This is a genomic window from Dactylosporangium sp. NPDC051087, assembly GCF_055586325.1.
Genome location: NZ_JBVJIJ010000017.1, coordinates 43,137 through 68,335 on the forward strand (window position 1 = coordinate 43,137; position 25,199 = coordinate 68,335).

Here is a 25,199-nt window from a genome sequence, read left to right on the forward strand (position 1 = left end):
GAGGCGCATCGTGACAGTCACCGATGTCCTGGAGCGCCTCGCGCGCCGACGGGTCCGCCGGTATCTGCTGCACGCCCTCGGGCTCATGGAACGCAACGCGTTGCACCGCGACGACGTCGACTGGCCGTCGGCCCGCGCCGACGCCCTCGCCGGTTGCGCCGGGGCGGTCGAGTACGCCGCCACCCACGAGACCCTGCGGCGGGTGCTGCGGCAGGCGGGCGGCCCGCACAGCGGCCTGCGCCCGCCCGGCGCGCACACCACCGGCACGGCGCCGCCCCCGCCGACCGGCGGGCTCGTCGACGGCGTCGCCCACCTGCGCCTGCCCGCGTGCGGCGGCGACTCCCGCGGCTACCGCGACACCGGCAACCAGGTGGTGCGTGAGCTGACCGCCGCCGGGCCCGCCGGGTGGGTCGTGGACCTGCGCGGCAACCAGGGCGGCAACATGTGGCCGATGCTCGCCGTGGCCGTGCCGCTGCTCCCTGACGGCGTCCTCGGCCACTTCGTGCCCCCGCACGGGCCCGACCAGGTATGGGCGCTGCGCCGGGGCCGGATCGTGCTCGCCGGCCGGACCCTCGCCCGCACCGGCAACCCGCCCGTCGACGCGCCGGTCGCGGTCCTCACCGACGGCTCCACGGCAAGCTCCGGCGAGGCCGTCGCGGTCGCCTTCCGCGGCCGCCCCCACGTGCGCACGTTCGGCACCCCGACGCTCGGCATGACCAGCGCCAACGAGACCCACCAGCTGCGCGACGGCACCCGGATGCACCTGACGGCCTCCTACTTCGCCGACCACCACCGCACCGTCCACCGCGGCCCGCTGCAGCCCGACGACCCCGGCGTCCCCGACCCTCTCACCGCCGCCGTGACCTGGCTGCGGCAGGCGCGCGCGTAGCCGGGCGGCAACCCGGTCGCACCGCTCGTGCACCCGGCCGCCCGTCAAACCTCTGACGGCGGCGCCGATAGGGCGTCCATGACCGACTCCGGCCGTCTCCGACGCACCTACCGTGTCCTATCGCTCCTGCTGCTCCTGGTGCAGGGGGCGTTCCTCGCGGTCGGTGTGAAGCCGGCCGGTGCGGCGGGACCGAACGCGGTCGTCACCGACGCCGGGTGTGTCGGCACGTACGCCCCCCGCACCGACGACGGGTCGTCGGGGCCGGTGCCGCTCGGGTTCCCGGTCAACTTCTTCGGCACCACGTACAACGACTTCTACGTCAACAACAACGGCGACGTCACGTTCGGCAGCCCCTACACCGGGTTCTCCGGGTTGAACCTCGCCGCGTTCGGCAGCCCGATCATCGCGGTCGCGTTCTTCGACGTCGACACCCGCCCGGGCGGGACGACGCCGGTGTCGTACGGCCCGATCACGTACGCCGGGCGTCCCGCGTTCTGCGTGAACTGGGTCAACGTCGGCTACTACAGCAACGGCTCGGACCGGCTCAACAGCTCGCAGCTGGTCATCGTCGACCGGTCCGACACCGGCGCCGGCAACTTCGACATCGTCATGAACTACGACCGTCTCGCCTACGAGCCGGCCGGCGGCCTGACCGTCGGCTACTCCAACGGCACGTTCACCTACGTGTACCCGGGTTCCGGGGTCGCGGGCGCGCTCGCCGACGCGAACACCTCCACCGGCCTCGTCCGCAACTCCGGCGCCAGCGCCCAGCTCGGCCGTTACGTGCACCAGGTCCGCGGCGGGCAGCCGAGCGCGCCCGGCGCGCAGAGCATCACGTTCCCGGCGGTCGGCGAGGTCACGTACGGGGTCGCCCCGTTCACCGTCAGCCCCACCGCCTCGTCCGGCCTGACCGTCGCCCTGACCGCGGCCGGCGCGTGCACCGTGTCCGGTTCGACGGTGACCGTCACCGGTGTCGGTTCCTGCACGCTGACCGCCGCCCAGCCCGGCGACGGCACCTACACCGCGGCGGCGCCGGTCTCCAGGACGTTCCAGATCGCCAAGGCACCCGTGTCCGTGTCCCTGTCGGGGCTCGGCCAGACGTACGACGGCACCGAGCGGAAGGTCACCGTCACCGCCGACCCCGACCCGGGCAACGGCACCGTCGCCGTCACCTACGACGGCTCCGCGACCGCGCCGACCAGCGCCGGCAGCTACGCCGTGCAGGCCGCGTACACGTCGCCGACGCACACCGGCACCGCGTCGGGCACCCTCGTCGTCGCCAAGGCGCCGCAGACCATCACGTTCCCGGAGATCGTCGACCGCAGGTACGGCGGCGACCCGATCCACCTCGCCGCGACCAGCGACTCCGGCCTGCCCGTCCAGTACACCGTCACCGGCCCCTGCGCTGCGGACGGCGGCACCCTGACGGTCACCGGCGTCGGCCAGTGCACGGTCACCGCGACCCAGGCCGGCGACGCCGACCGGCTCGCCGCCCCGCCGGTCGCCCGGTCGTTCGCCGTCGCCAAGGGCGCCGTCACCATCACCCTCGGCGGGCTGTCGCAGGTGTACAACGGCACGTCCCGCGCCGTCACCGCGTCCGCCGTGCCCTCGGCCGCCGGCACGGTCCGCGTCACCTACAACGGCTCCGCCACAGCGCCGACCGCGGCCGGCACCTACCAGGTCGTCGCCACCGTCAGCGGCGCCAACTACGAGGGCACGCTCACCGCGACGCTGACCGTCGCGAAGGCCGCCCAGGACGTCGACTTCGCCCAGCCGGACGCGGCGACCTACGGCGACACGCCCCGCGCGCTGCGCGGCACCAGCTCCGCCAAGCTGCCGGTCCGGTTCACCGCCACGGGCAGCTGCGAGGTGCGCTCCGGTGCGCTCGCCTACACCCGCGGCGGCGAGTGCGTCGTCACCGCACACCAGGACGGCGACGCGAACCGGCTCGCCGCCACCGACGTGGTCCGCTCCGTCGAGGTCGCCCGCGCCGTGCAGACCGTGACCCTCACCGCCCCGCGCCGCCTCACCGTCGGCGGCGACGCCGGCACCGTCACCGCCGAGTCGAGCGCCGGGCTGCCGGTCCAGGTCACCGCCGCCGGTACCTGCGAGGTGCGCACCGTCGACGCCGGCACCGCGCTGGCGCCCACCCACGCGGGCACCTGCACCGTCACCGCCGCCCAGGCCGGTGACGAGTCCTACCTGCCGGCGGCCGCCGCGACGGCCACCACGCCCGTCGACCGGGGCGCCGCGACCCTGCACGTGCGGGCCCTGTCCCAGGTCGCCGACGGCGGCCCCCGCGCCGCCGAGGTGAGCACCACCCCGGCCGGGCTGGCCGGCACCGCCGTCACCTACGACACGCGCGGCCAGGCGCCGAAGGCGGCCGGCACGTACCGGGTCGTCGCCACCCTCGACAACCCCGACTGGACCGCCGCGCCCGTCGTCGCGAAGCTGACCGTCGCCCAGGCCGCGGCCGTGCCGGTGAAGGACCCGGCGACCGGCGCCCGCCCGGCGCTCGCCCCGAACACCGCCATGTCCACCGTGGACGGCAGGTCCGCCCCGGTCACGATCGCGCCCGCCACCGGCGGCGGTGTCACGCTCACCGGCGGCGGCTTCACCGCGGCGGTCGCCGCGGTCGGCGCCGACAGCAGCCGGCAGCCGCTCGACGCCGACGGCAAGCTCGTCGTCGACCGCAAGCACCAGGTGGCGGTGTCGATGACCGGGTTCGCCCCGAACACCCGCACCGACGTGTGGCTGTTCTCCGACCCCGTGCTCATCGGCCAGGTCACCACGGACGCGAAGGGCGCCGTGGAGGCGAAGCTGCCCGTCCCGGCGACCCTGCCGACCGGTCAGCACGCGCTGCAGGTCAACGGCGTCACCGCCGACGGTGCGCAGCGGTCCCTGAGCGTCGGTCTCCTGCTCGTCGACGACCCCGCGGCGGCGGCGCCCACGACCGCGCCCACGAAGGGCGCCACCGGCACCACGCCCGGCGGCACCAAGTCCGGCGGCACCGACCGGCCGGCGGTCGCCGCACCGGCCCTGCCGGACGCGGTCGACGCGCTCGCCCAGTTCCCCGCATACATCCCGGCCGCGCACGCCGACGCCGTCGTCACCACCGCGGTCGCCGGCTTCACCCTCCTGGCGATCACCGCCAGCGCGGGCGGCGCCGCCCTCGCCGGCGGCGGGACCACCAGGGCCGGCTCCCGCCAGGGCGGCGGGCAGCGCAAGGCCGGCAAGATCGCGTCCGGGTCGGCGAAGCACTTCAAGGAGAAGTGGGCCGGTGGCGGCTGGGGCGACACCTCGTTCAGCTGGCGGATGCTGCCGACCGGCTGGCTCGACCGGCGCAGCCTCGACCTGCCGCAGCGCGTCGCACCGAGGTCCCCGCTGCTCGCGCGGATCCTGACCGACGGCTCGTACCTGCGCGCGATGCTCGGCGGCGGCTGGTGGGCGATGCCCGCCGGCGGCGCGGCCCTCGGTGTCGCCGCGGCCGTCCAGAGCCACGGCTCGCCCCTGCCCGGCGCCGGGATCATGCTCGCGCTCGTCGTGCTCGGCATCTTCGACGCCTTCGCCGGTCTCGCCGCGGCCCTCGGGTTCGCCACGGTCGTCGTGGCCTCCGGCGGGGTCTCCTCCACCGACACGCTGCGCCTGCTGCTGGGCGTGTGCGCGATGTGGTTCGCGATCGCGTTGCTCGCCGGTGTCGTCCGGCCGTTCCGCCGCCCGACGCCGCAGACGGGGCTGGACTGGTGGACCCGCGGCGCGGACGTGTTCATCGCCTCGCTCATGGGTGGCTGGGCCGTCCAGAAGAGCCTCGGCGCGCTGAGCGGCCTCGCCGGGCACCAGCTGCCGATCGCCGCGCACGCCGACCGGTTCGCGCTCTTCGCGCTCGCCGCCATCGCCGCCCGCATCGTGCTGGAGACCCTGGCCGGCTGGGCCTACCCGGCGCGGCTCGGTGCCGTGCGCCCGGAGAAGCTGCAGAAGGCCGGGAAGGTCCAGCGGCTCTGCGCGATCGGCCTGCGCACCGGCATGTTCATCTTCGTGGCGGTCCCGTTCCTCGGCACCCCGTGGCAGCTGTGGGTCGGCGCGGCGCTGTTCCTCGTGCCGCAGGTCCTCAGCGTCTACGAGGACGCGTTCCCGAACCTGCCGAAGCTGTTCGGGGTCCTGCCGAAGCGGATCGTCAAGACGGTCTTCATGATGCTCGTCGGCACCGTGTCCGGCCTGGCGCTCGCCTGGCTGATCGAGGACCCGGCGTCGCGGATCGTCAACGGCTTCGTCCTGCTGTCCCTGCCCGGTCTGGTGTTCTCCCTCATCGAGCTGTTCGGCCGCGAGGGCGAGGAGCGTTCGCAGAGCTGGCGGCGCGAGCTCGCCGGCGGCGCGGTCGTGGCGGTCGGCATCGCGGCGGCGTTCGGTGTCTTCTCGTGACCCGATATGCTGCGGCCGATGTCCGGGGGGCCGTCGACGCGGTGCCGTCATCCCCGCCGCGCCGAGCCGAAAGCCGGGCCCATGACCGAGTTCCATCCCGTTCCCGAGCCGCGCAAGACCCTGACCCACGCCAACTGTGTGGTGTCGGCACCGTTCGGGTATCGGCCGCTGCACCTCGACCTGCACGTGCCGCCGGGCGACGGCCCGTTCCCCGTCGTGCTGTGGATCCACGGCGGCGCCTGGACGTCCGGCAGCCGGGTGTGGACCGTCGACCAGCGCTTCCACGAGCGCATGGTGGCCCGGGGCTATGCCGTCGCCGACGTCGACTACCGGCTGGCGATGGAGGCCACCTGGCCGGCGCAGCAGGCCGACGTCGACGCCGCGATCCGCTGGCTGCGCCACCACGCCACGGCGCTGCGGCTCGACCCGGCCCGCCTCGCCGTGCTGGGTGAGTCCGCCGGCGGGCAGATCGCCGCGGTCGCCGCGCTGACCGGCACCGGCGACACCGCGGTCCAGGCGGCGATCATCTGGTACGGCCCGGCCGACCTCGCCGGTCTGGCGCGGCAGGAGGACCCGTTCGAGTTCCCGGCGATCCTGCTCGGCGGCCCGATCGCGGAGCGCCGGGCGGTCGCGCGGCTGGCCAGCCCGCTGCACAACGTCCACCGGGACGCGCCGCCGTTCCTGCTCGTGCACGGCACCGAGGACGAGATCGTGCCGTTCGCGGAGGCCGTCCGGTTCGCCGGCGCGCTCCGGTCGGAGGGTGTCCGGTGCGACGTGATCCCCGTCGAGGGCGCCCGGCACGTGTTCGCCGGCGCCGCCGTCGAGGTCGGCAGCCTCACCGAGGCCGGCGCCGACTTCCTCGACGACGTCCTCGGCCGCTGACCCGGTGCCGTCGCTCGCCGGGCAGGTCGCCGCGCTCGTGGGGCGGGCGCCGATGCCCGCGGTCGCGGTGGCGGTCTTCACCCGCGAGCGGCAGCTCGCCGAGGTCGTGCACGGCGTCGCCGACCTCGGCACCGGCCGGCCCGTAACCCCGCGGGACTGGTGGGACCTGGCGAGCCTCACCAAGGTCCTCGTCACGGTCCCCGAGGTCCTCGACCTGGTGGCCGCGCGGCGGATCGGGCTCGACGACCCGCTGCGCGCCGCGTGGCCGGACGCCCGGGCCGCGCCGTTCGCGGACGCGACCGTCGCGCAGCTGCTCAGCCACGACGCCGGCCTGCCCGCCACCGTCCGGTTCTTCGAGCGTCTGACCGGACGGGACCGGATCGTGGACGCGGCGCTGGGCACCCGCCCGGAACGCGCCGCGGGCGCCGGCGCCGTCTACAGCGACGTGGGCTTCGTCGTGCTCGGCGCGATGGTCGAGGCGCTCACCGGGCGGTCCCTGGCCGAGGGGCGGCACGGCCCGCGGTTCGCGCCGCTGCCCGGCCCGGCCGTCGCCACCGAGCGGTGCGGCTGGCGGGGGCGGCTGATCACCGGCGAGGTGCACGACGAGAACGCCGCGGCGATGGGCGGCGTCGCCGGGCACGCGGGCGCGTTCGCGACGATCGGCCAGGTGGCCCGGGCCGGCCAGGACTGGCTCGCGGAGCGGGTCACCACCCCGGCGCTGCACGCGGCCGCGCGCGATCGCTGGTCGTCGAACGAGGACGGGGAGCGCTTCGGCCTCGGCTGGTGGCTCACCCCCACCCGGGGGCTCGGCGGGCCGCGCGCCGGCGCGGACGGCTACGGCATGTCGGGGTTCGTCGGCAACCGGATCTGGCTCGAACCCGGCCGCGGCTACGGCGTCGCCGTCCTCAGCAACCGCGTGCACCCGGCCCGCGGTGACCGGGCGCCGTTCAACGCGTGGTGCGCCCGGCTCCTGACGACCGTCGCGGACGCGCTCCAGCACGACGTCCCGGGTGACGGCTCAGGTGACAGCTCAGGTGACGCTTCAGGGTGACGCCAGGCCGCTCCGGTAGGCGATGACCACGAGCTGGGCCCGGTCGCGGGCGCCGAGCTTGGTCATCGCCCGCTGCACGTGGGTCCGCACGGTGAGGACGCTGAGGTGCAGCTCGCCGGCGATCTCGTCGTTGGACCGGCCGTCGGCGGCCAGCTTCACGACCTCCAGCTCACGGTTGGTCAGGTCGCCGATCCCGGGCGCGGCCGGCAGCGGCGGCGCGGGTCGCGGCGCGGCGAGGAACTGCGCGATGAGTGCCTTCGTCGCGCCCGGGGACAGCAGGCTGTCGCCGGCGGCGACGGTGCGGATCGCCTCGAGGAGGGTGTCGGTGGTGACGTACTTGCCGAGGAAGCCGCTCGCGCCGGCGCGCAGGGCGCGGGCGACGTGCTCGTCGTTCTCGAACGTGGTGAGGATCAGCACCCGGGTGCCGGCCATGCCGGGGTCGGCGCAGATGGTCTCGGTGGCGGTGAGGCCGTCGGTGCCGGGCATCCGCACGTCCATCACCACGACGTCGGGGTGGTGCGCGCGGGCGAGGTCGACGGCCTGCGCGCCGTCCGCGGCCTCGGCGACGACCTCCAGGTCCTCGCACGAGTCGATGAGCAGCCGGAACGTGCCGCGCAGCAGCGCCTGGTCGTCGGCGAGGAGCACGCGGATCGTCACGGCGCCACCCGCGGCGGCAGCGGCAGCGCCGTCACGACCTCGAAGCCGTCGCCGTCGTTGACGCGCAGCTCGCCGCCGACGGCGTGGGCGCGTTCCCGCATCCCGATGATGCCGAAGCCGGACCCGTTCGGCGGTGCCGCGCCGGCTCCGGTGGCGTTGGCGACCGTGATCGTGAGGGTGCCGCCGCCGTACCGCAGCCGCAGCGAGGCCGTCGCGGGCGCGGCGTACTTCGTCGCGTTGGTCAGGGCCTCCTGGATGATCCGGTAGGCGGTCAGGTCGACCCCGGGCGGCAGGTCCCGCGGCTCCCCTTCGGTCGCGAGGTCGACGGCGAGCCCGGCGGACCGGCACCCGTCCAGCAGCTGCGGCAGCTGGGCCAGGCCGGGCGTGGGTTCGAGGGGGTCGGCGTCGCCGCTGTGGCGCAGGACGCCGACGGTGTCGCGCAGCTCCAGCATGACGGCGGAGGTGGTGACCTTCAGGTCGGCGAGCAGCTTCCTGGTCAGGGCCGGGTCCGCGTCGAGGAGGTGGGCGGCGGTGCCGGCCTGGGCGTTGGCGACGGCCATGTGGTGGGCGACGGCGTCGTGCAGGTCGCGGGCGATGCGCATGCGTTCCTCCGTGACCCGCAGCCGGGCCTCCTCCTCGCGGGTCCGCTCGGCGTGCTCGGCGCGGGCGTGGACGGCGTCGAGGTAGGCGCGCCGGAGCCGGGACAGCCGCCCGGTCGCCAGCGGCAGCAGCAGCCAGAGTGCGGGTCCGATGACCCGCAGCACCACGGTCTCGTCGAGGTCGTCGACGCCGACGGCGGCGCACACGACCAGGACGGTGGTGACGCCGCCGTACGCCCACGCCGTCCGCGCCGGGCTCGACGCCGCCAGCCAGTACAGCGCCGCCATCACCGGCGCGAGCAGCAGCGGCGTCAGCAGATAGCCGAGACCGCCCATGACGACGGCGCCGGCCGCCGTCACGACCACGGTGGCCCGCGGGTGCTCGCGCGCCCTGAGCAGCGCCAGGCAGGCGAGTGCCGCGAGGACGTCGGCGATCCACATGTCCTGCGGGCGGCCCTCGCCGGGCCCGACGAGGTGCACCCCGAGGACCGCGCCGACGAGGAGCGCGACCGCGACGGCGGCGTCGGTCAGCCGCGGATGCCGCTCGGCATACTCGAGGCTGACCATCGCGCGCGCTCCCGTCGTGTACCTGCTTGCCAAGGTCGAGTATCTCCCGGTGCGGCCCTCAGCCTTCGCGGCTTCCCACCAGTTCGGGCGGCACCGGGTGCCGGTCGAGGCGCTCACCCTCGACGTCGACCCGGGGCAGGACCCTGTCCAGCCCGCGGGGCAGCCACCAGGCGCGGTGACCGAGGAGCGCCAGGACCGCCGGCACGATCGCCATGCGGACGACGAACGCGTCGAACAGCACGGCGGTGGCCAGGCTGAGGCCGATCATCTTGATGAACTGGTCCTGCTCCGTGATGAACCCGCCGAAGACCGCCATCATGATCAGCGCGGCGGCGACGACGACGCGGGCGCTGTGCCGGAACCCGGACCCGATCGCCTGCCGCGGGTCCTCGCCGTGGACGTACGCCTCCCGCATCCGCGACACGAGGAACACCTCGTAGTCCATGGCCAGCCCGAACACGATCCCGATGAGGAAGATCGGCACGGCGCTCATGACCGGGCCGGTCTGCGCGACGCCGAGCGGTCCCGCGGCGAGGCCTTCCTGGAACACCAGGACGAGGACGCCGAGGGCCGCGAGCACCGAGAGCAGGAACCCCAGCGCCGCCTTGACCGGGACCAGGACCGACCGGAACACGACCAGCAGGACCAGCACGGCGAGCCCGACGATGGTGGCGAGGTACGGCACCAGCGCGCCCTGGATCTTGGCGGCGAGGTCGATGTTGACCGCGGTGGTCCCGCTGACCTGGAACGTCGCGCCGGTGCCGGCGGTCAGCCGGGACCTGGCCGCGCGCAGGTCGCGGACGAGGTCCATGGTCGCGGCGGCGGTGGGCGCGGTGGCCGGGACGGCGTCGAAGATCGCGGTGTCCCCGGCGTCGTTGAAGTGCGGCGGCGACACCGACACCACCCCGGCCGTCCCGGCGACCCGTCCGGCGACGGTGGCGACCGCCGCCTGCGGGTCGGCGGCGCCCTTGACGTCGACGACGAACATCAGCGGGCCGTTGAAGCCCGGCCCGAACGCCGTCGCGAGGGCGTCGTACGCGCGGCGCTGCGTGCTCGACGCCGGCCTGGACTCGTCGCCGGGCATGCCCAGCCGCAGCCCGGCGGCGGGGGCCGCGAGGGCCCCGAGCAGCACCACGCCGAGGATCAGGACGGCGACGGGGCGGCGCAGCACGAACCGCGCCCACCGGGTGCCGCCCTCGCCGGTGGCCTGGTCCGCCGGGGACTTCCGGGCCGCCCGGGACAGGACCCGCTCGGGCGCGTACCCGAGGACCGCCGGCACGAGGGTGAGCGCTACCAGTACCGCCACCACCACGGCGGCGACGGCGGTCAGGCCCATCTTGGTCAGCATCGGGATGCCGACCACCGACAGGCCCGCCAGGGCGATCACCACGGTCAGGCCGGCGAACGCGACGGCCGACCCGGCGGTGCCCACGGCGAGGGACACGGCGTCCTGCGCCGCGAGCCCGCGGGCGCGTTCCTCCCGGTAGCGGGAGACCACGAACAGCGCGTAGTCGATGCCGACGGCCAGGCCCAGCATGAGCGCGAGGGTGCCGGTGGTCGCCGACAGGCCGAACGTGTGGCTCAGCGCGAGGATCGACAGCATGCTCACCGCGACGCCGAGCAGCGCGGTCAGTAGCGACAGGCCCGCGGCGACGAGCGAGCCGAGGGTGATCAGCAGGACGACCGCGGCGAGCGCGACGGCGATCAGCTCGGCGGTGCCGGCCGGGCCGCCGCCGCCTCCCTCGAGGGCGCTGCCGCCGGCGTCGACCGTCAGCCCGGACGTCCTGGCCGCGGCGGTGGCGGCGGTGATCGCGGCGCGGCTGGCGTCGGTGACCGACGTGGCGCCGACGGTGTAGGCGACGTTCACGTAGGCCGCGGACCCGTCGGCGCTGACCCCGTCCTCGGCGAACGGGTCGCCGACCATCGCGACCTGCCCGCCGTCGCCGAGCTTCCGGACGGTCTCCTCGATCGCCGCCCGGTACGGCGCGTCGGTCACCTTCGCGCCGGACGGGGCCACGAACACCACCGTCGCGCCGCCCGCGTCGGCCGTGATCCCGGGGAACCGCTCGCGCAGCACGTCGAACGCGAGCTGCGACTCCACGCCGGGCACCGAGAAGTCGTCGTCGGGGACCGCGGGCGCGTTCAGCGCCGCCACCGTCACCCCCGCGAGGACGGCCAGCCATGCGAGGACCACCGTCCCCCGGCGTCTGGTGCACCACCGGCCGAGCCGAGCCAACATCGCCGCCACGGGACCGTCTCCATTCTGCCGCTGCCGGAAGGCCTCACGGTCCCGCGCGGGACCGTCCCGTGTCGTCGTGCGGGTGCTGGCTCCCGGCTACGTAATCCGAACCTGCCGGCCGGGCGAGCACTCCTGCGGCTGCAGTACGAGCGTTGTCCGACAATTCCGTGCCGGGTTCCGGCATCATTGACACCCGTCAGTGCCACTCGGTAGCGTGTCCGCGACGTAATTCCCATGTGATTTCTCGTCCAGAAACGTTTGCGACGCGTTTTGTGTCATGCGTGGAAACGGAGCGAACCGTTCACATGAACGACGAATGCCACAGGTCCGTAGGCATTGGGCAGCACGAACACGGAATGTCGGGGCCGGTGTTCGCCGTCGGCGGACCGACCGCCTATGACGATGTGGTGCGATTCACCGCCGCGGTCAGGGCGTTGCACCCGTTGCCGGAAATGCCGCACCCGGATTTTCTGCTGTTCCAGACACTGCATCTGACCGCTGAACTGCTCTGGTACAACATGCATTTCGACATCATTCGCGCGGCCGACGACCTGGGCTGCGGCGAACACCGGTCCGCGCACCGTCTGCTGCGCCGCGCCACCGACCTGCAACGGCTCACCGTGACGCATCTCAACCAGGTCCGGACCGGCATTCCGCAGGCGGAGTTCCTGCAGATCCGGGCGAGCCTGCCGGACGGCGGCAGCGGCCTGGACTCCCCCGGCATGCGCAACCTGCAGAAGGCGTGCCGGCACCTGTGGCGCTGCTTCTCCACGGCCCTGTCCGACGCCGGGCTGGCGTCGGAGACGGCACTGCTGGAGGCCGGCTCGACGCACCCGGACCTGCGGGAGATCGCGCTGGAGATGCTGGAGCTCGACGACGCGATACTCGGCTGGCAGCAGGAGCACCAGCGCATGGTGTGGGCCCGCCTCGGCGGCCACCCGACGCTGCGCTCGCTGCCGGTGGACGGCGCTTCCGGCGGGCCGGTCAGCCTGACCGGACGGTCCGTCGACGTGCTCGACCGGTTCGTCGCGCACATGCGGTTCCCGCTGCTGTGGCAGGCGGTGCAGCAGTACCAGGAATCCATGGCCGGGCACAAGGCATAGGAGGACCGATGACCAGCACCGCCTGGCAGCCGCCGCAGGAGCTGCCGTTCCACTGGCACGTCTACGACGTCGGGCACCTGCTGCCCGGCGGCTGGGCCACCGCACTGCTCGACGTGGCCCGCGAGCACGCCGTCCACCGCGTCTTCCGGCCCACCATGACCACCGCCCGGGAGGTCGCCGACGCGCGGATCCCGATGCACAGCGTCGACGGCGAGGTGCTGCGGCGCACGCTGCCGTGGACGTTCGAGCTGTACAGCGGCTGGTTCAAGGAGCTCGCCGAACGCACCGTCGACGAGAAGCTGCAGGAGACCGCCACCGACAACCGCGCCCTGAGCCTGAACATCCAGGACGGGATCACGATGCGCTACCCGTGCCACGTCGACAGCAACCCGATGCAGGGGCTGCTGTACCTGACGACGTGCACCGAGGAGACCGGCGGCGCCCTCGTCGTCGCCCGGGACCGCGCCGCCCGCGACGTCGACGGCGTCGACGCGGACGCCATGCGGATCTACCCGGCGGCCGGGCAGCTGTACTTCTTCGACGCGCGCCGCAACGCCCACTACGTCGAGCCGTTGCGCCGCGACGACGCCATGCGGGCGGTGCTGACGATGAACTACTACTCGCCGTCCTGCCCGGAGACCGCCCGCCCGGCCGGCCTGGACGAGCAACTGTTCGGCACCTGAGCACAGCCACCCTGCCACCGCCGCCCGCTCATGCGCCGGTGACGGCCGCCGATCATGGCAGCTGTACAGCGGGCACGGTGGAGGGACACACATGGCGTACGGACGGCTCTGGCCCCTACGGGCGGCCCGGCCCAGCACGCCGATGCTGGGCTCGATCGCGCTGGCGCTGTTCGCGCTGGCCGTGTTCGCCGCGAACCTGGGCGAGCTGCGGGGCCCGCTGCCGCTGCTGTGGCTGGCCTCGCCGCTGTCGGTGGTCATCCCGACGGCGGTCTCGGCCGGCATCGCCCGGTCCGCCCGCTTCAGCGTCCCCACCCGGCGCTTCTGGCGGCACCTGGCCATCTGCGCGGCCCTCGCCGGCGTCGGCGCCGCCCTCAACGCCCGCGACGCGCTCAGCGCCGACCCCGTCACCCAGGACATGTCGGGGGTCACGGCCGGCGCGTTCAGCGCCGCGGTGCTGGTGCTGCTGTGGGGCCTGTGGCGGCTGCCGCTGGGCACCTCCGGCCGCGGCGACCGGATCCGCATCGGCCTCGACGCCGGCACGGTGCTGCTCGCGGCCGCGGTGTTCATGTGGCACTACCAGGCCCGCCCGCTGCTGGAGGCGAACGGCTACCACACGGCGTCGCTGGTCGCCGCGAGCTCCACCCTCGTCCTGGAACTGGTCGTGGTGTTCGCCATCGCCAAGGTGACCCTCTCCGGGCACGTGTTCGTCGCCCGGGGCGCGTTGCGGCTCTTCGCCTTCGGCATGATCGCGGGCGCGCTCAGCGGCTTCCTGCAGCTGCTCATCCTCGACCAGCCGCACCTGAACCTGACCCAGATCAGCATCCCCGTCGTCATGATCTGCGCCACCGCGGCGGCGCAGGCCCAGTGGCGGACGCTGACCAGCCCCGACACCCGGCGCACCGCCAGCCGGCGGCCGTTCAGCATCCTGCCGTACGCCGCGGTCGGCGCCGTCGACGCGCTGCTGCTGGCCCTGATCGCCACCGGCGACGAAGACCTGCAGGTGGCGGCGATCGTCGCGGTCACACTGACCGTCCTGGTGGTGTGGCGGCAGGTCACCGCGTTCCGGGAGAACACCGAGCTGCTCGCCCGGCTGGACCACAACGCGACCCACGACGCCCTCACCGGGCTGCCCAACCGGGCACTGTTCAACCAGCGGCTGGCCGCCGCGCTCGCCAACCCGGACCGGGAGCGGCACGTCAGCGTCGCCCTCATCGACCTCGACGACTTCAAAATCGTCAACGACACGCTCGGCCACGGCGCCGGCGACGCGCTGCTGGTCGCCGTCGCGCGGCGGCTGGCCGACGCGGTGCGCCCCGGCGACGTCGTCGCCCGGCTCGGCGGCGACGAGTTCGTGGTCCTCTTCGACGGCATCACCCCGGCCGCCGCGCAGCAGATCGCCGAGCGGATGATCGCGGCGCTGGCCGACCCGGTCGTCGCCGACAACCACGAGCTGCTCGTGCGGGCCTCCATCGGCATCGCCGACGGCCGCAGCGGCGACGACGCCGGCGAGCTGCTGCGGATGGCCGACATCGCCATGTACGCGGCGAAGCACGACGGCGGCAGCGGCTGCGTTCGGTACACCGCGGGTCTCGGCGGCGCGGTCGCCGGCTCCGCCGCGCTCGGCGCGCAACTGCGGCACGCCATCCAGGACGGCGAGCTGTTCCTGGAGTACCAGCCGATCGTGGACCTGCACGACGGGCGGCTCACCGGGGTCGAGGCCCTCGTGCGGTGGGCCCACCCGACCCGCGGGACGCTGCCGCCGGTGGAGTTCATCCCCGTCGCGGAGCGCACCGGCCTGATCGTCCCGCTCGGCGACTGGGTGCTGCGCGAGGCGTGCCGGCAGCTGGCGGCCTGGACCGCCGTGCACGGCCCGGCCGCACCCGCCTCGATGAACGTCAACGTCTCCGCGCGGCAGCTGGCCGACCCCGGGTTCGCCGACCGCGTCGCCGCCGTCCTCGCCGACGCCCGCATCGCCCCGCACCGCCTCACCGTGGAGATCACCGAGACCACGGCGGTGGCGCTCGGCGAGGCCACCCACCACCTGCAGGCCCTGCGCCGCGCCGGGGTCAGGGTCGCCCTGGACGACTTCGGCACCGACCGCTCGTCGCTGACCCTGCTGCAGGACCTGCCCGTCGACGAGATCAAGCTGGACCGCTCGTTCGTGCAGCGCACCGGCGAGGGCCGGCGCGGCGCGATGCCCTCCGCGGTCATCGCCCTCGCGCAGGCCGTCGGCCTGGACGTCGTCGCGGAGGGCGTGGAGTTCCCCGAGCAGGCCCAGCGCCTCGCCGCACTGGGCTACCGCACCGCGCAGGGCTACCACTTCGCCCGCCCGATGCCGGCGACCGGCATCGTGCGGATGCTCGCCCCCGCCCCGCTCACCACCGCGGCGGCCTGAGCGCTCACGCGTCCGGTGCGGGTCCCCGGCGGCAGATCCAGTAGCCGTCCCCGACGTGCCGGGTGACGTGCCCGTCAGGCCGGCTGACGCACAACGCGTCACCCTCGACCCAGACACGCTCGCCCACACGCAGGAAGACGGGCCGCGCGAGCTCCACGGCCCAGTCGCCGGCCTCGACCACGGTGACGACCGTCAACCTGGCCACCGGGACCGGCTGCGTCCGGATCACCCCTGCGGAGTCACCGCCGCTGCCGAGCCGCATGCGTCGAGCCTACCCGCCGGACCGGCCCGCGCCCTGCGATCCTTGTCAGGCTGCGACAACCGGCCCGGGCGGTCGGGGCGTTGTCATGGTCGGTGGTGCTGCTCCGATGATCCGCCGCCGCACCGGAGCCCCGGGCACCAGGCGCAGGCAGTCCGCGGACAGCCCGGCGTAGCGCGGGCCCGTACGCGGCAACGCGACACCTGCTGGAGCCGCGAGGCCGGCTGCACCCGGCGCGACAGACCGACCTGCGGCAGGGCGGCGCGATATGGAAGCGGTGCACCGCGGCGACCGCGGGCCGGGCGATGCGGATCAGCCCTTCGGCCCGCGGCGCGACAATGCGCTCTCCCGCACCGCCGGCGGGTGATGGACGCATGCGCCTCCGCGACGGCCAAGGCATCCTTCCGGGACGTTGCGTGCGGTGTTCAGCAGTGCACGGTCGCCGCGTGGTGATGTTCGAGGATGTGGTCGGCGAACAGTCTGGCGACGAGTTCGCCACGGCTGGTCACCGCGCACTTGGCGAAGATCGTTTTGATGTGGTCGTTGACGGTGTGACGCGAGATGCACATCTCGGCGGCGATCTCTTTGGTCGACAGTCCCCGGGCAAGCAGTGGCACCACTTCGGACTCGCGTTGGGTGAGGCCGTAGGACTCGATGACGATGGAGACGAGGTCGGCCGGACCGGCTGGCTCGACGATGACGGCGACCTGGCGGTCGTCGAGCGGGGCGGCGTGGAGGCGGAACCAGCGGCCGGAGTTGCCGCGGGCGCGCATCGAGATCCCGGTGGCGTTCTTCAGGTTCTTGGCTCGTCGCGCTGCGGCCAGAGCGACCGTCGGCACGTCGACGTCGACGCCCTGGGTGGCGAGATCGGCCAGCACGTCCGCCGCGCCGGTGTTGCCGCGACGAGTGACGCGTCGCCGCCGATGACGAGCATCGTCGGCGCCTGATCGGCCGTGGCCCGGTCGCGGCGCATCACGGCGGAGCGAATCGCCCGGGCGGCGACAGGGACGAGCTCGAGCACCCCGTGCGGTTCCTCGGCGGGGAACGGTCCCAGTTCGGCGCTGCGGACCAGGGCGGCGACGGCCCAGCACGATGTGCCGGTGGTGAAGGCCACCCGGATCTCGTCGCCACCGCCCGCGGGCTCATACAGTTTGCGGTAACGCGGGCTGCGAGCAAGGTCACCGTCGGTCAGCTGCGACAGCGTGGCGACGGGTTCGGCGCTCCGTGCCAGCGACGTGAACTTGGCGAAGTCCGGGTCGAGCAGCTCGTTGTCCCAGAACGGCGTGCACTGGGAAGGGGCGAGCCCCTCGACGAGACCACCGAAAGGCAGCATCGATTCGGTGTCGGTCAGCAGCAGCGCCGCGACCGAGAACGCGGCGACGCCGTGCAGTGCCTCGAGCACGTCGCTGAGCAGTTCGGTCGGCGGGCGCTCGGCAGCGTCGGCAGCGAGGACGCGGTCCCGCGCGGCGATGACCTGGTCGATACCCACTTGATACAGCCTACGACGGGTCGGCGGTCCGGGCATCCCCCTCGTTCGTGGGGGTCACCCCCCGCCGATTACCCCGGTGGAACCCCAGACCACGGGATTCACCGGCGCGTCGATGCATACGTACGTTGGTCGTACATGGCCTACGACGGATCAGGCCGTCGATCTGAGCGGTGCGCGCAGGTCACTCGATGACGGAGGCGGCTTTCGCAGCGTTCGTCATCGGTGGCGCCGGCCGCGATGTCCACGTGACAGCCGGGGCTGAGCAACACGCGAACGCAGCATCCCGGCACGAGGCCTCGGACCGACCGTCCACATTCGACGATGCCGGTCCGGTACACCGACAGCAAGGAGGAGCAACATCATGCAGCGCCACGCACGAAACGGAGCAGATGTTCGACACGCACGGGCCGGTAACGACCGGCGACGCCCGCGGATGCTCGGCTTGCGCTCTGCTGCGCTGGCCATGACGCTGGCCGCGGCGACCCTCGCGCTCCCGGCGGCAGCGGCGCAGGCCTCCGAAGGCGCGGCCGCTGCCACCAGCGCCGAGCCGGCGGCGACCTGCCATTACCGCGTCAACCACGCCGGCGGCATCCGCGTCTACAAGCAGCCGGCGGTCGGCGCCGCCTGGACAAGTTTTGCCAACGGAGCCACGTTCTACGCCACCTGCGGCAACGGTGGCGGCGCCTTCTACACCGACTGCCCCGGTGGACTCGTCTCGAGCCAGTGGAAGACGGTCAACGCGGGCAGTGGCCGTACGGGATACGTCAAAACCAAGTGCCTGGTCCGGATCTGAAATCCGCACGAACCGGATGGCCGATCACGCACGGGCACACAGTCGCCGGGCCGGCGCTCTCTCGGACGCCGGCCCGGCGATGGCGCTCAACCGAGACGCGGTCCACCCGATGTGGTCGCGGCAGGTCCGTCCGGGTGCCCGCTACGGCGCCCCTGGTCCGCGGCTGGTGCAGTCGCGTACCTCGCGCCTCTGAGCGGATGCCCTGCGTCTGCGGCGTCCAGCCTCAGTCGGTGTCGGTGTCGCGACGTCGATCGATCACGCTCAGGTCGACGTCGCCCGGCAAGGGCCGTTGCGCGGAGGGTTTGGACAGCAGTTCAGCCACATCGAGGGGCAGGCGTGCGCGGGGACCGAAGTATGCGCCGTCAAGGTGGGCCAGGACCCGGGTGCCGTGTTCCTCAGTTTCGCCGAGCACCTGCAGTTGCGGGGGTGGAAATCGCCAGTCCGCCCATTGCCGATAGTGCCGGCCGTCCCGCCAGACATCCGCGACGACCGCGGTGCACAGGGCCGTCACAACGGCCAGGCCCGTGCCTGCCGGGCTCGGCCCGTGACCGGCGAACAAGCCGGTCAACGCCTCGGCCACCCACGGCTCCCGCTGCGGCCGGATCCGATCCACGGCAAGACCCGCACCGTTGTCCCGCACAGAGAACACCAGATCTGATTCGATGACGACCTCGACCCGGGAGACCAGACGCTGCGGATCGGCCGCGGCCAGCTGGACCGCCCGACGCAGGACCCGTCCGGGCGGCGCCGGGTCGTGCCGATCGACCCCCAGGTACATCAGCGGACGCCGGCGCACGGCCATCAACGGCGGGCACACCGTGATGTCACCGATCGTCGACCGGCCTCCGTCCTGACCGTTCACCACACCATCATCCCGGCGCTGTCTTCGACGTTGCCCACTTCCGGCCCCGGCGCTCAGCATTGCGGTTCGAGCGTCCGGATCGATGATCCACCGCGGTCCTGGTAGACGGCCGCGACGATGTCGCCGCTGGGTGACAGCGCGGCGGCGGACCACGCGCCGGAGGCGAGCCGGCACCACGGCCCACGCCCCGGCGCGCCGTGCGGCGGACGTGTTACGACGCGTCATCCAGGTCCCTCACCGGCTGCCGCACACCGCGATGATCCAGCCAGGCCGGACCTTCCGCCGGCCCGCAACCGGTTCGACGAGGTCGTGCACGACGGAATGTTCAAAGGCGTCAGGCGAAGTACAGCAGGTAGGTGAGCGTGCTCTCGCCGACGACGGCGATCGTGAGCAGCGCGACGAAGCCCGACCCGTCCGGCAGCTGGGCATCATCGCCGGCCACCTGGTGAAACAGCACCAGCGTGATGGGGATGAGCGGCAGGCCCCCGAGCAGGGCCACGAACAGCGCGATGGCGGCGACGACCGTGCACTGCACCCACGAGGGCTGATACGCCGTCCCGTCCACCACGTGTGCGCTGACGGGAGTTCCGGGCGGCAGCTCGCCGTCGGTGCCCTCCACGACGACCTGCCGCGCCGGCGTGGAGCCGTCGGCCGCGGTGAAGGTGCCGGTGCAGTCGGCCAACCTGGTGTTGGTCTCGACGTCGATGGTCTCGGTGCGGCAGTCGGCGATGACGACGGTGCCGTCCGCCCCGATCAGTCCGCCCCGCGCCAGCGCCTCCCTGGTCGCGGCCCGCACGCCGAGCGCACCGACCCACATCCATGCGACCGCGACGGCCCCGATGCCGAGCCAGAGGACCGCGCGCGTCAACCGGTGTCCGACGGCCCGCGCCACGCTCACCCGATCGATCCTGCCAGCCGGCTCCGCCGTCCACAACGGCGCAGGGCACTACAGGTCTTGAACGGTCAGACCGCCACCATCCGGATACCGCATCCCATCGCCATACCCACCCGACGACGCCAGTCGAACCCACCCTTCAAGATCTGTACTGTACGGGCATGGGCACCTTCCCGGTCGATGACGTGGTGCCCGCCGGCTCTCCGCTGCCGACGCGGCCGCTCGGCGGGCTGTTTCCTGACGCGCTGGCGTTCGGGGGTGACCCGGGGCTGCCGGTGCTCGAGCCGGACGGGGTGCATCCGCTGTTCAGTGCCGTCGTCCGGGCGTTCGCCGAACACCGGCCGCTGGTGCTGTCGCCCGACGCGGTGTGGCTGACCATCGCGCAGGGCGTCGCGCAGCATGTCCGGCTCCACTCCGAGCAGGTGCGGACGCGGCTGGTCCGGCACACCGGCAAGCGGCGGCTCACCGTGACCGTGGACGGGGCGGTGCCGCACGACGCCGCGTCGTGGGCGCACCTGACCGAGGCGTTCGCGAAGCTGCTCGCCGCCGAGATCGACGACGCGGACCTGTTCGAGTGTGACTTCTCCACGAGCACGGACGTGGAGCGGACGGCCGGGCGGGTGGTGCTGCTCGACGTGTATTCGCCGTACTTCTCGCTGTGGCTGGTGACCGTGTGCGGCATCCCTTCCGTGACGTTGACCGGCACGGTCGAGGACTGGCGTCGCATCCGCGCGCGGGTCGACGCGATCGCCGGCTTCGGCCTGGAGACCTGGTGCCGGTCGCTCGCGCCGATCGCCGACGAGTTCGTCCGGGCCGCTGCCGGTGACCCTGATCCGCAGTTCTGGCGGCGGATCTGCAACCCGGCCGACGCGTACGGCGGCGACGTGATCACCGGCTGGGTGGCCCGTTTCTACCCGTACCTCCAGGGCGCCACGGTCGACGTGCCGAACACCCTGCTGGAGCTCCCGATCGGCGAGCCGCGCGACGTGACCGTGGCGCCCCGCAGCTTCTACACCGGTCCAGGCGTCCAGAGTTCCTCGGTCCGCGCCACGCTGTCACGCGTGGTCGTCAACGTCAACGATCGGGTCGGCGGCGACAACCGGGCGGTGGCGCTGCACGCCGGTCTCGTCGGCGTCGCCCAGGACCCTGACGGCGCACTGCGGCCGGTCGCGGGGTGGCACCTGGCGCCGGCGGTCATCGAGCTGGACGACGTGATCGACCGGCTCGTGCGTGAGCACGACACCACCCCGGCGCAGGACCGGCCCGGTGACGCGCCTGTCGAGGTCATCGCGCTGTACCACCGCATCGGCTCCGCGACCATGTTCGGCGGCAGCTGGCGGCTGGTGCCGGCGAACGAGCGCCGCTACGTCGACATCGACCTCCTGGGCGGGTGGGCCGAGACGCTCATCGAGCTGGCCGACGGCCGGACCATCGTCTCGGTCACCGACTTCTCCACCACCATGACCACGTACTGGGTGCTGTGCCGGGTGGCGGACGTCGAGGTCCACCTTCCGAGAGGGTCCCAGACCCTGCTGCGCCTGGCCGACGACCCGGCCGACGTCCCGGTGCTCGGCACCTCCCTCGCCATGCTGCTCGACGCCGCCCTCGACTCCGGCGGCGACGTCGCGCACCTGGAGACCGGCCGGCTCGACCAGCTCGAGCCGATGACCGGCTGACCAGCACCGCTGAGCGTCCCGCTGTGAGCGGGGCGCCGGGGATCGGCGACGATGGTGTCATGCGGATGGTCCGGATGGCGGCGGTCGCCGTGTTCGCCTACGGGACCGTCGTGCACCTCGTGCAGCTGGCGACCGGCGGGTACCCGTGGGCGCCGGACTGGCTGGCCGGATATTTCATCGCCCTGACCGCCCTGGACCCGCTCGCCGCGGTGCTGCTGGCGCTGCGCCGGCCCGCCGGGCTGCACCTGGGGATCGCCGTGCTGGTCAGCGACGCCGCCGCGAACGCCTACGCCACCTACGTCCTCGATGCCGGCGGAGGTGTCGCGGCGCGGGTCGCCCAGGCGGTGATCACGGTGGTCGCGGCGGGACTGATCGCGGTCTCGCCGGCGCTGCTGCGATCCTTGCGTGCCGCGGCACCGGGCGACGGCCCCGGCCCGGCGACCTGAAGCCGTACGATGCTCAGGTGCTGCTGACCGACCACGTGATCACGGTCCCGCTCGACCACGACCGCCCGGACGGGCCGACCATCGAGGTGTATGCGCGGGAGATCGCCGCCGCGGACGGCCGGGACCGGCCGTATCTGGTATATCTGCAGGGCGGTCCCGGTTTCGAGGCGCCCCGGCCGTCGACCTTGCCGTCGTCGCCGGCCTGGCTCGAGCGGGCCCTGCGGGACTTCCGGGTCATCATGCTCGACCAGCGGGGCACCGGACGCTCCACCCCCTACGGCGATCCCGGTCCGGACGCCGCCGCGGACGCGCAGCGGCTCACGCATTTCCGCGCCGACGCCATCGTGCGGGACGCCGAATGCCTGCGGGAGCATCTGGGCGCCCGGCAGTGGAGCCTGCTCGGCCAGTCGTTCGGCGGGTTCTGCGCCCTGCACTACCTGTGCGTCGCGCCGGACAGCATCCGCGAGGCGCTGTTCACCGGCGGCCTTCCGCCGGTGGGCCGGCCGGTCGACGACGTCTACTCCGCCACCTTCGACGTGATGCGCGTGCTGAACCGGCGCTACCACCGCAGGTATCCGCAGGACGCGGCCCGGCTGCGGGAACTGCTCGACCGCTGCGACGCCGGTGACGTCCGGGGCGCCGACGGCGAACCGATCTCCCGGCGGCTGCTGCGCACCATCGGTCACCAGCTCGGCACGGACGGCGGGGCGGAGAACGTCCACCACGTCCTGGAGCTGGACTTCACGTCGCCCGCCTTCCGGCACGACGTCGCCGCGCTGCTGCCGTTCGACGCCCGCAACCCGATGTATTCGGTCCTGCACGAGTCGAGCTACGCCGACGGCGGCGCGACCCGGTGGTCGTCCGACCGCGTCCAGCCCGACGACTTCGCCGGCGACTCCCTGCTGTTCACCGCCGAGCACCTCTACTCCTGGCACTTCGAGGACACGCCGGGCCTGCGGCCGTACCGCGACGTCGCCGCCATCCTCGCGGAGCACCAGTGGCCGCGCCTCTACGACGCCGACGTGCTGGCGCGGGTCGACGTGCCGTGCGCGGCGGTCATCTACGCCGACGACCCGTTCGTGATCCGGCGGTTCTCGGAGGAGACGGCCGACCTGCTGCCCGGCATGCGCCGGTGGCTCACCGACGAGTACCTGCACAACGGCGTGCGCACGGACGGCGGCCGGGTCCTCGACCGCCTGCTCACCCTCGCCCGCGGCTGAGCCTGCCCAGCACCCGCACATGCCGGCGGTCTGGTCGCGGACCGACGGCCCGGCCCTCGCGAGGGCCGGGCCGTCACACGGTCAAACGGGGTAGGTGACCCGCTGGGCGTTCGTCGCGTTGCAGTCCCACAGCTGCAGCTGCGTGCCGTTCGTCGTGCTGCTCTGCGGGTCGTCCACGCACCGCCCCGACTGTGGGTTGCGCAGTGCCTGGGTGGCGGGCACGTAGGACCACTGCTGCCCGCCGGCGCCGTTGCAGTCGTACAGCTGCAGCTTGGTGCCGTTGCCGGTGCCGCCGCCGGCCGCGTCCAGGCACTTGCCGAGGGCCCGGAGCGTCCCGTCGCCGGGGACCGTCCACTGCTGCGCGTTGGTGCCGTTGCAACCCCAGATCTGGATCTTCGTGCCGTTGGCGGTGCCGGAGTTGCTGACGTCCAGGCACTTGTCGAGCTGCACGAGCGTGACCGGGCCGGTGCCGGTGCGGTCCGGCGGGCGGTTGGCGGTCGCCGTGCCCCACGACGACGCCGTGGCGCCCATCGTCAGCGACAGGGTGCCGCCGGTACGGATGAACGACTCCGGCAGCCAGGAGCGGGTCAGCGCCGACCCGTCGAGGGCGGCGGACTGCACGTACTGGTTGGCGTCGGTGGTGGCCGGGGCGTCGACGGTGAGCACGACGCCGTTGTCGCGGGTCACCTTCACGTTCGGGAACAGCGGGCTGCCGACGAGCAGCTCGGCGCGGCCGACGACCTGAGGGAAGACGCCGATGGCGGCGAAGACGTACCAGGCGGACATGGTGCCGAGGTCGTCGTTGCCGGGCAGGCCGCTGGGGCCGGTGCCGTAGACGGTGTCGACGATCTCGCGGGTGGTCGCCTGGGTCTTGGCCGGCTGCCCGAACGCGTTGTACAGCCACGGTGCGTGCAGGCCCGGCTCGTTGCCGGGATCGTAGCGCTGCGCGTTGCCGCCCTTGACCGCCCAGTTGCCGGCGGCGTCGTGGAAGAACGCGTCCAGGCGCTGCACGGCCGGCGCGGTGCCACCCATCGCCTGGGCGAGCCCGGTGGCGTTCTGCGGGACCATCCAGGTGTAGGTCGCGGAGGTACCCTGGGCGAACCCGACGTCGGTGGAGGGCGAGAACCCGCCGACCCAGCTGCCGTCGGCGTTGCGGGCCTGCTGGTAGCCGCCCGTCGAGGTCGCCGCCGGGTTGAACGTGTTGCGCCACCAGTTGGCGCGGGCGGCCATGGTCGCCTGGTCGGCGGTGCGGCCCAGGCGCTGGGCCCACATGCCGAGGGAGAAGTCGGCGAGCGAGTTCTCCAGCGTCTCGGCGGCGCCGCCCCAGCAGTGGCAGGCGTTCTGCGGTGCGTAGCGGGAGGCGAGGTACTGGTTGAGCGCCGGGCGCTGGCCGGTGCACTGGCCGGGGCAGCCGCCGTCGTTGAGCGCGTCGGCGTTCTGGACGGTGGCCTGCCGGTACAGGGAGGCGTAGGCGCCGGCGGTGTCGAAGTGGTCGGCGCCCATCGCGACGAACGTGGCCAGGGTCGGCGCGGCCGGGTCGCCGGTCATCACGTGGGTGGGGCCGTTGTTGTGCAGCCAGCGGTCCCAGATCCCGCGGTTCTGCTGCGCGAACTGGTACATGGACTGCGCGTAGTCGCCGGCGACGGAGGGTTTGAGCAGCGCGAGGAGCTGGATCTGGGCCCGGTACTGGTCCCAGCCGGAGAACGTGCCGTACTGCGCGCCCTGCCCGGCGGTGACGGTGTGCACGGCCCGGTCGCTGCCGAGGTAGCGGCCGTCCACATCGGACACCAGGTTGGGCTGCAGGAGGCTGTGGTAGAGCGCGGTGTAGAACGCGGTCCGCTGGGCGGTGCTGCCGCCGGTCACCTGCACCGAGCCGAGCTGCCGCTTCCAGTCGTCGTAGCCCTGCGCGGCGACCGCCGGCACGTCCACGCCGGCGGCGAGCTCGGTGTCGCGGTTGCGTTCGGCCCCGGCGAGGCTGACGTACGAGATGCCGATCCGCATCCGGACGTTCGCGCCGGACGCGAAGCCGACCCAGCCGCCGGAGCCGCGGCCCGCCCGGTCGCGTACCCCTCGCC

At 73.6% G+C, this 25,199-nt stretch carries 20 protein-coding genes; 11 read left to right on the plus strand and 9 right to left on the minus strand.

The genetic code is table 11. The features are described 5' to 3' along the window. The first annotated feature begins 10 nt into the window (after positions 1-10). The 4 genes from ACZ6TV_RS30315 to ACZ6TV_RS30330 all read left to right on the plus strand — a co-directional run bounded on the left by ACZ6TV_RS30315 (position 11) and on the right by ACZ6TV_RS30330 (position 7,241). A complete protein-coding gene (locus tag ACZ6TV_RS30315) occupies positions 11-889 on the plus strand; it encodes a S41 family peptidase (protein WP_465300700.1) in 879 nt (292 codons plus the stop codon). Positions 890-967: 78 nt separating this feature from the next. Beyond that, positions 968-5,308, plus strand: a complete 4,341-nt coding sequence (locus tag ACZ6TV_RS30320) for an MBG domain-containing protein (RefSeq protein WP_465300701.1) — start codon at positions 968-970, stop codon at positions 5,306-5,308. Positions 5,309-5,389: 81 nt separating this feature from the next. After that, on the plus strand, positions 5,390-6,190 hold the full coding sequence (locus ACZ6TV_RS30325; protein WP_465300702.1) for an alpha/beta hydrolase fold domain-containing protein: 801 nt from the start codon (positions 5,390-5,392) through the stop codon (positions 6,188-6,190). Between the two features lie 4 nt (positions 6,191-6,194). Further along, entirely contained in the window at positions 6,195-7,241 is a 1,047-nt protein-coding gene (locus tag ACZ6TV_RS30330) for a serine hydrolase domain-containing protein (protein WP_465300703.1), read from the plus strand. Here the strand turns inward: ACZ6TV_RS30330 and ACZ6TV_RS30335 are convergent. From ACZ6TV_RS30335 to ACZ6TV_RS30345, 3 genes are read right to left on the minus strand one after another with little or no spacing between them, the layout of a single operon-like run. After that, positions 7,233-7,898 carry a response regulator transcription factor gene (locus tag ACZ6TV_RS30335; RefSeq protein ID WP_465300704.1) on the minus strand — a complete coding sequence of 222 codons (666 nt, stop codon included), beginning with the start codon at positions 7,896-7,898 and terminating at the stop codon, positions 7,233-7,235. The genes ACZ6TV_RS30330 and ACZ6TV_RS30335 overlap by 9 nt on opposite strands. After that, complete coding sequence (locus ACZ6TV_RS30340; protein WP_465300705.1) at positions 7,895-9,064, minus strand: sensor histidine kinase; 1,170 nt, start codon at positions 9,062-9,064, stop codon at positions 7,895-7,897. The genes ACZ6TV_RS30335 and ACZ6TV_RS30340 overlap by 4 nt, the downstream gene beginning before the upstream one ends. 58 nt (positions 9,065-9,122) lie before the next feature. Further along, positions 9,123-11,303, minus strand: coding sequence for an MMPL family transporter (locus ACZ6TV_RS30345; RefSeq protein WP_465300845.1), 2,181 nt, complete (start codon positions 11,301-11,303; stop codon positions 9,123-9,125). A 152-nt stretch (positions 11,304-11,455) separates the two neighbouring features. Between ACZ6TV_RS30345 and ACZ6TV_RS30350 the strand changes: the two genes are divergently transcribed. From ACZ6TV_RS30350 to ACZ6TV_RS30360, 3 genes are all read left to right on the plus strand, one after another. Beyond that, on the plus strand, positions 11,456-12,406 hold the full coding sequence (locus ACZ6TV_RS30350) for a tryptophan 2,3-dioxygenase (RefSeq protein ID WP_465300706.1): 951 nt from the start codon (positions 11,456-11,458) through the stop codon (positions 12,404-12,406). A gap of 8 nt (positions 12,407-12,414) precedes the next feature. Next, positions 12,415-13,089: a 2OG-Fe(II) oxygenase gene (locus tag ACZ6TV_RS30355; protein WP_465300707.1), complete on the plus strand. Its 675-nt coding sequence runs from the start codon at positions 12,415-12,417 to the stop codon at positions 13,087-13,089. Between the two features lie 91 nt (positions 13,090-13,180). Further along, complete coding sequence (locus tag ACZ6TV_RS30360; RefSeq protein ID WP_465300708.1) at positions 13,181-15,484, plus strand: putative bifunctional diguanylate cyclase/phosphodiesterase; 2,304 nt, start codon at positions 13,181-13,183, stop codon at positions 15,482-15,484. Positions 15,485-15,488: 4 nt separating this feature from the next. Here ACZ6TV_RS30360 and ACZ6TV_RS30365 read toward each other — a convergent pair whose 3' ends face one another. The 3 genes from ACZ6TV_RS30365 to ACZ6TV_RS30375 all read right to left on the minus strand — a co-directional run bounded on the left by ACZ6TV_RS30365 (position 15,489) and on the right by ACZ6TV_RS30375 (position 17,232). Then, positions 15,489-15,746, minus strand: a complete 258-nt coding sequence (locus ACZ6TV_RS30365) for a hypothetical protein (RefSeq protein WP_465300709.1) — start codon at positions 15,744-15,746, stop codon at positions 15,489-15,491. 422 nt (positions 15,747-16,168) lie between these two features. Next, the gene (locus tag ACZ6TV_RS30370) at positions 16,169-16,621 is read right to left on the minus strand and encodes a helix-turn-helix transcriptional regulator (protein ID WP_465300710.1); all 453 of its coding nucleotides are present in this window, start codon (positions 16,619-16,621) and stop codon (positions 16,169-16,171) included. Continuing rightward, positions 16,537-17,232 carry a hypothetical protein gene (locus tag ACZ6TV_RS30375; protein ID WP_465300711.1) on the minus strand — a complete coding sequence of 232 codons (696 nt, stop codon included), beginning with the start codon at positions 17,230-17,232 and terminating at the stop codon, positions 16,537-16,539. Before ACZ6TV_RS30375 ends, ACZ6TV_RS30370 begins: the two co-directional genes overlap by 85 nt. A gap of 442 nt (positions 17,233-17,674) precedes the next feature. Here ACZ6TV_RS30375 and ACZ6TV_RS30380 point away from each other — a divergent pair, with 442 nt between their 5' ends. Beyond that, positions 17,675-18,025: a hypothetical protein gene (locus ACZ6TV_RS30380; RefSeq protein WP_465300712.1), complete on the plus strand. Its 351-nt coding sequence runs from the start codon at positions 17,675-17,677 to the stop codon at positions 18,023-18,025. A gap of 223 nt (positions 18,026-18,248) precedes the next feature. On the opposite strand, the gene ACZ6TV_RS30385 is transcribed toward ACZ6TV_RS30380, so the two are convergent. Both ACZ6TV_RS30385 and ACZ6TV_RS30390 read right to left on the minus strand, forming a co-directional pair. Continuing rightward, a complete protein-coding gene (locus tag ACZ6TV_RS30385; RefSeq protein ID WP_465300713.1) occupies positions 18,249-18,887 on the minus strand; it encodes an ATP-binding protein in 639 nt (212 codons plus the stop codon). Between the two features lie 334 nt (positions 18,888-19,221). Then, entirely contained in the window at positions 19,222-19,785 is a 564-nt protein-coding gene (locus ACZ6TV_RS30390; protein ID WP_465300714.1) for a hypothetical protein, read from the minus strand. Between the two features lie 158 nt (positions 19,786-19,943). Between ACZ6TV_RS30390 and ACZ6TV_RS30395 the strand changes: the two genes are divergently transcribed. From ACZ6TV_RS30395 to ACZ6TV_RS30405, 3 genes are read left to right on the plus strand one after another with little or no spacing between them, the layout of a single operon-like run. After that, on the plus strand, positions 19,944-21,458 hold the full coding sequence (locus tag ACZ6TV_RS30395; RefSeq protein ID WP_465300715.1) for a DUF4419 domain-containing protein: 1,515 nt from the start codon (positions 19,944-19,946) through the stop codon (positions 21,456-21,458). A 59-nt stretch (positions 21,459-21,517) separates the two neighbouring features. Then, positions 21,518-21,904, plus strand: coding sequence for a hypothetical protein (locus ACZ6TV_RS30400; protein WP_465300716.1), 387 nt, complete (start codon positions 21,518-21,520; stop codon positions 21,902-21,904). A gap of 17 nt (positions 21,905-21,921) precedes the next feature. Further along, positions 21,922-23,124 (plus strand): alpha/beta fold hydrolase, encoded by a 1,203-nt coding sequence (locus ACZ6TV_RS30405; protein ID WP_465300717.1) that lies wholly within the window; start codon positions 21,922-21,924, stop codon positions 23,122-23,124. An 81-nt stretch (positions 23,125-23,205) separates the two neighbouring features. Here the strand turns inward: ACZ6TV_RS30405 and ACZ6TV_RS30410 are convergent, their stop codons facing one another. After that, positions 23,206-25,125: a GH92 family glycosyl hydrolase gene (locus ACZ6TV_RS30410; RefSeq protein ID WP_465300718.1), complete on the minus strand. Its 1,920-nt coding sequence runs from the start codon at positions 25,123-25,125 to the stop codon at positions 23,206-23,208. Between the last annotated feature and the right edge of the window lie 74 nt (positions 25,126-25,199).

Excerpts from the sequence above, each read along its gene's own strand:
- ACZ6TV_RS30325 (WP_465300702.1), top strand. The coding sequence starts at position 5,390 with ATGACCGAGTTCCATCCCGTTCCCGAGCCGCGCAAGACCCTGACCCAC.
- ACZ6TV_RS30400 (WP_465300716.1), top strand. The coding sequence starts at position 21,518 with ATGCGGATGGTCCGGATGGCGGCGGTCGCCGTGTTCGCCTACGGGACC.
- ACZ6TV_RS30355 (WP_465300707.1), top strand. The coding sequence starts at position 12,415 with ATGACCAGCACCGCCTGGCAGCCGCCGCAGGAGCTGCCGTTCCACTGG.
- ACZ6TV_RS30320 (WP_465300701.1), top strand. The coding sequence starts at position 968 with ATGACCGACTCCGGCCGTCTCCGACGCACCTACCGTGTCCTATCGCTC.
- ACZ6TV_RS30395 (WP_465300715.1), top strand. The coding sequence starts at position 19,944 with ATGGGCACCTTCCCGGTCGATGACGTGGTGCCCGCCGGCTCTCCGCTG.
- ACZ6TV_RS30345 (WP_465300845.1), bottom strand. The coding sequence starts at position 11,303 with ATGTTGGCTCGGCTCGGCCGGTGGTGCACCAGACGCCGGGGGACGGTG.
- ACZ6TV_RS30360 (WP_465300708.1), top strand. The coding sequence starts at position 13,181 with ATGGCGTACGGACGGCTCTGGCCCCTACGGGCGGCCCGGCCCAGCACG.
- ACZ6TV_RS30410 (WP_465300718.1), bottom strand. The coding sequence starts at position 25,125 with ATGCGGATCGGCATCTCGTACGTCAGCCTCGCCGGGGCCGAACGCAAC.
- ACZ6TV_RS30340 (WP_465300705.1), bottom strand. The coding sequence starts at position 9,064 with ATGGTCAGCCTCGAGTATGCCGAGCGGCATCCGCGGCTGACCGACGCC.
- ACZ6TV_RS30365 (WP_465300709.1), bottom strand. The coding sequence starts at position 15,746 with ATGCGGCTCGGCAGCGGCGGTGACTCCGCAGGGGTGATCCGGACGCAG.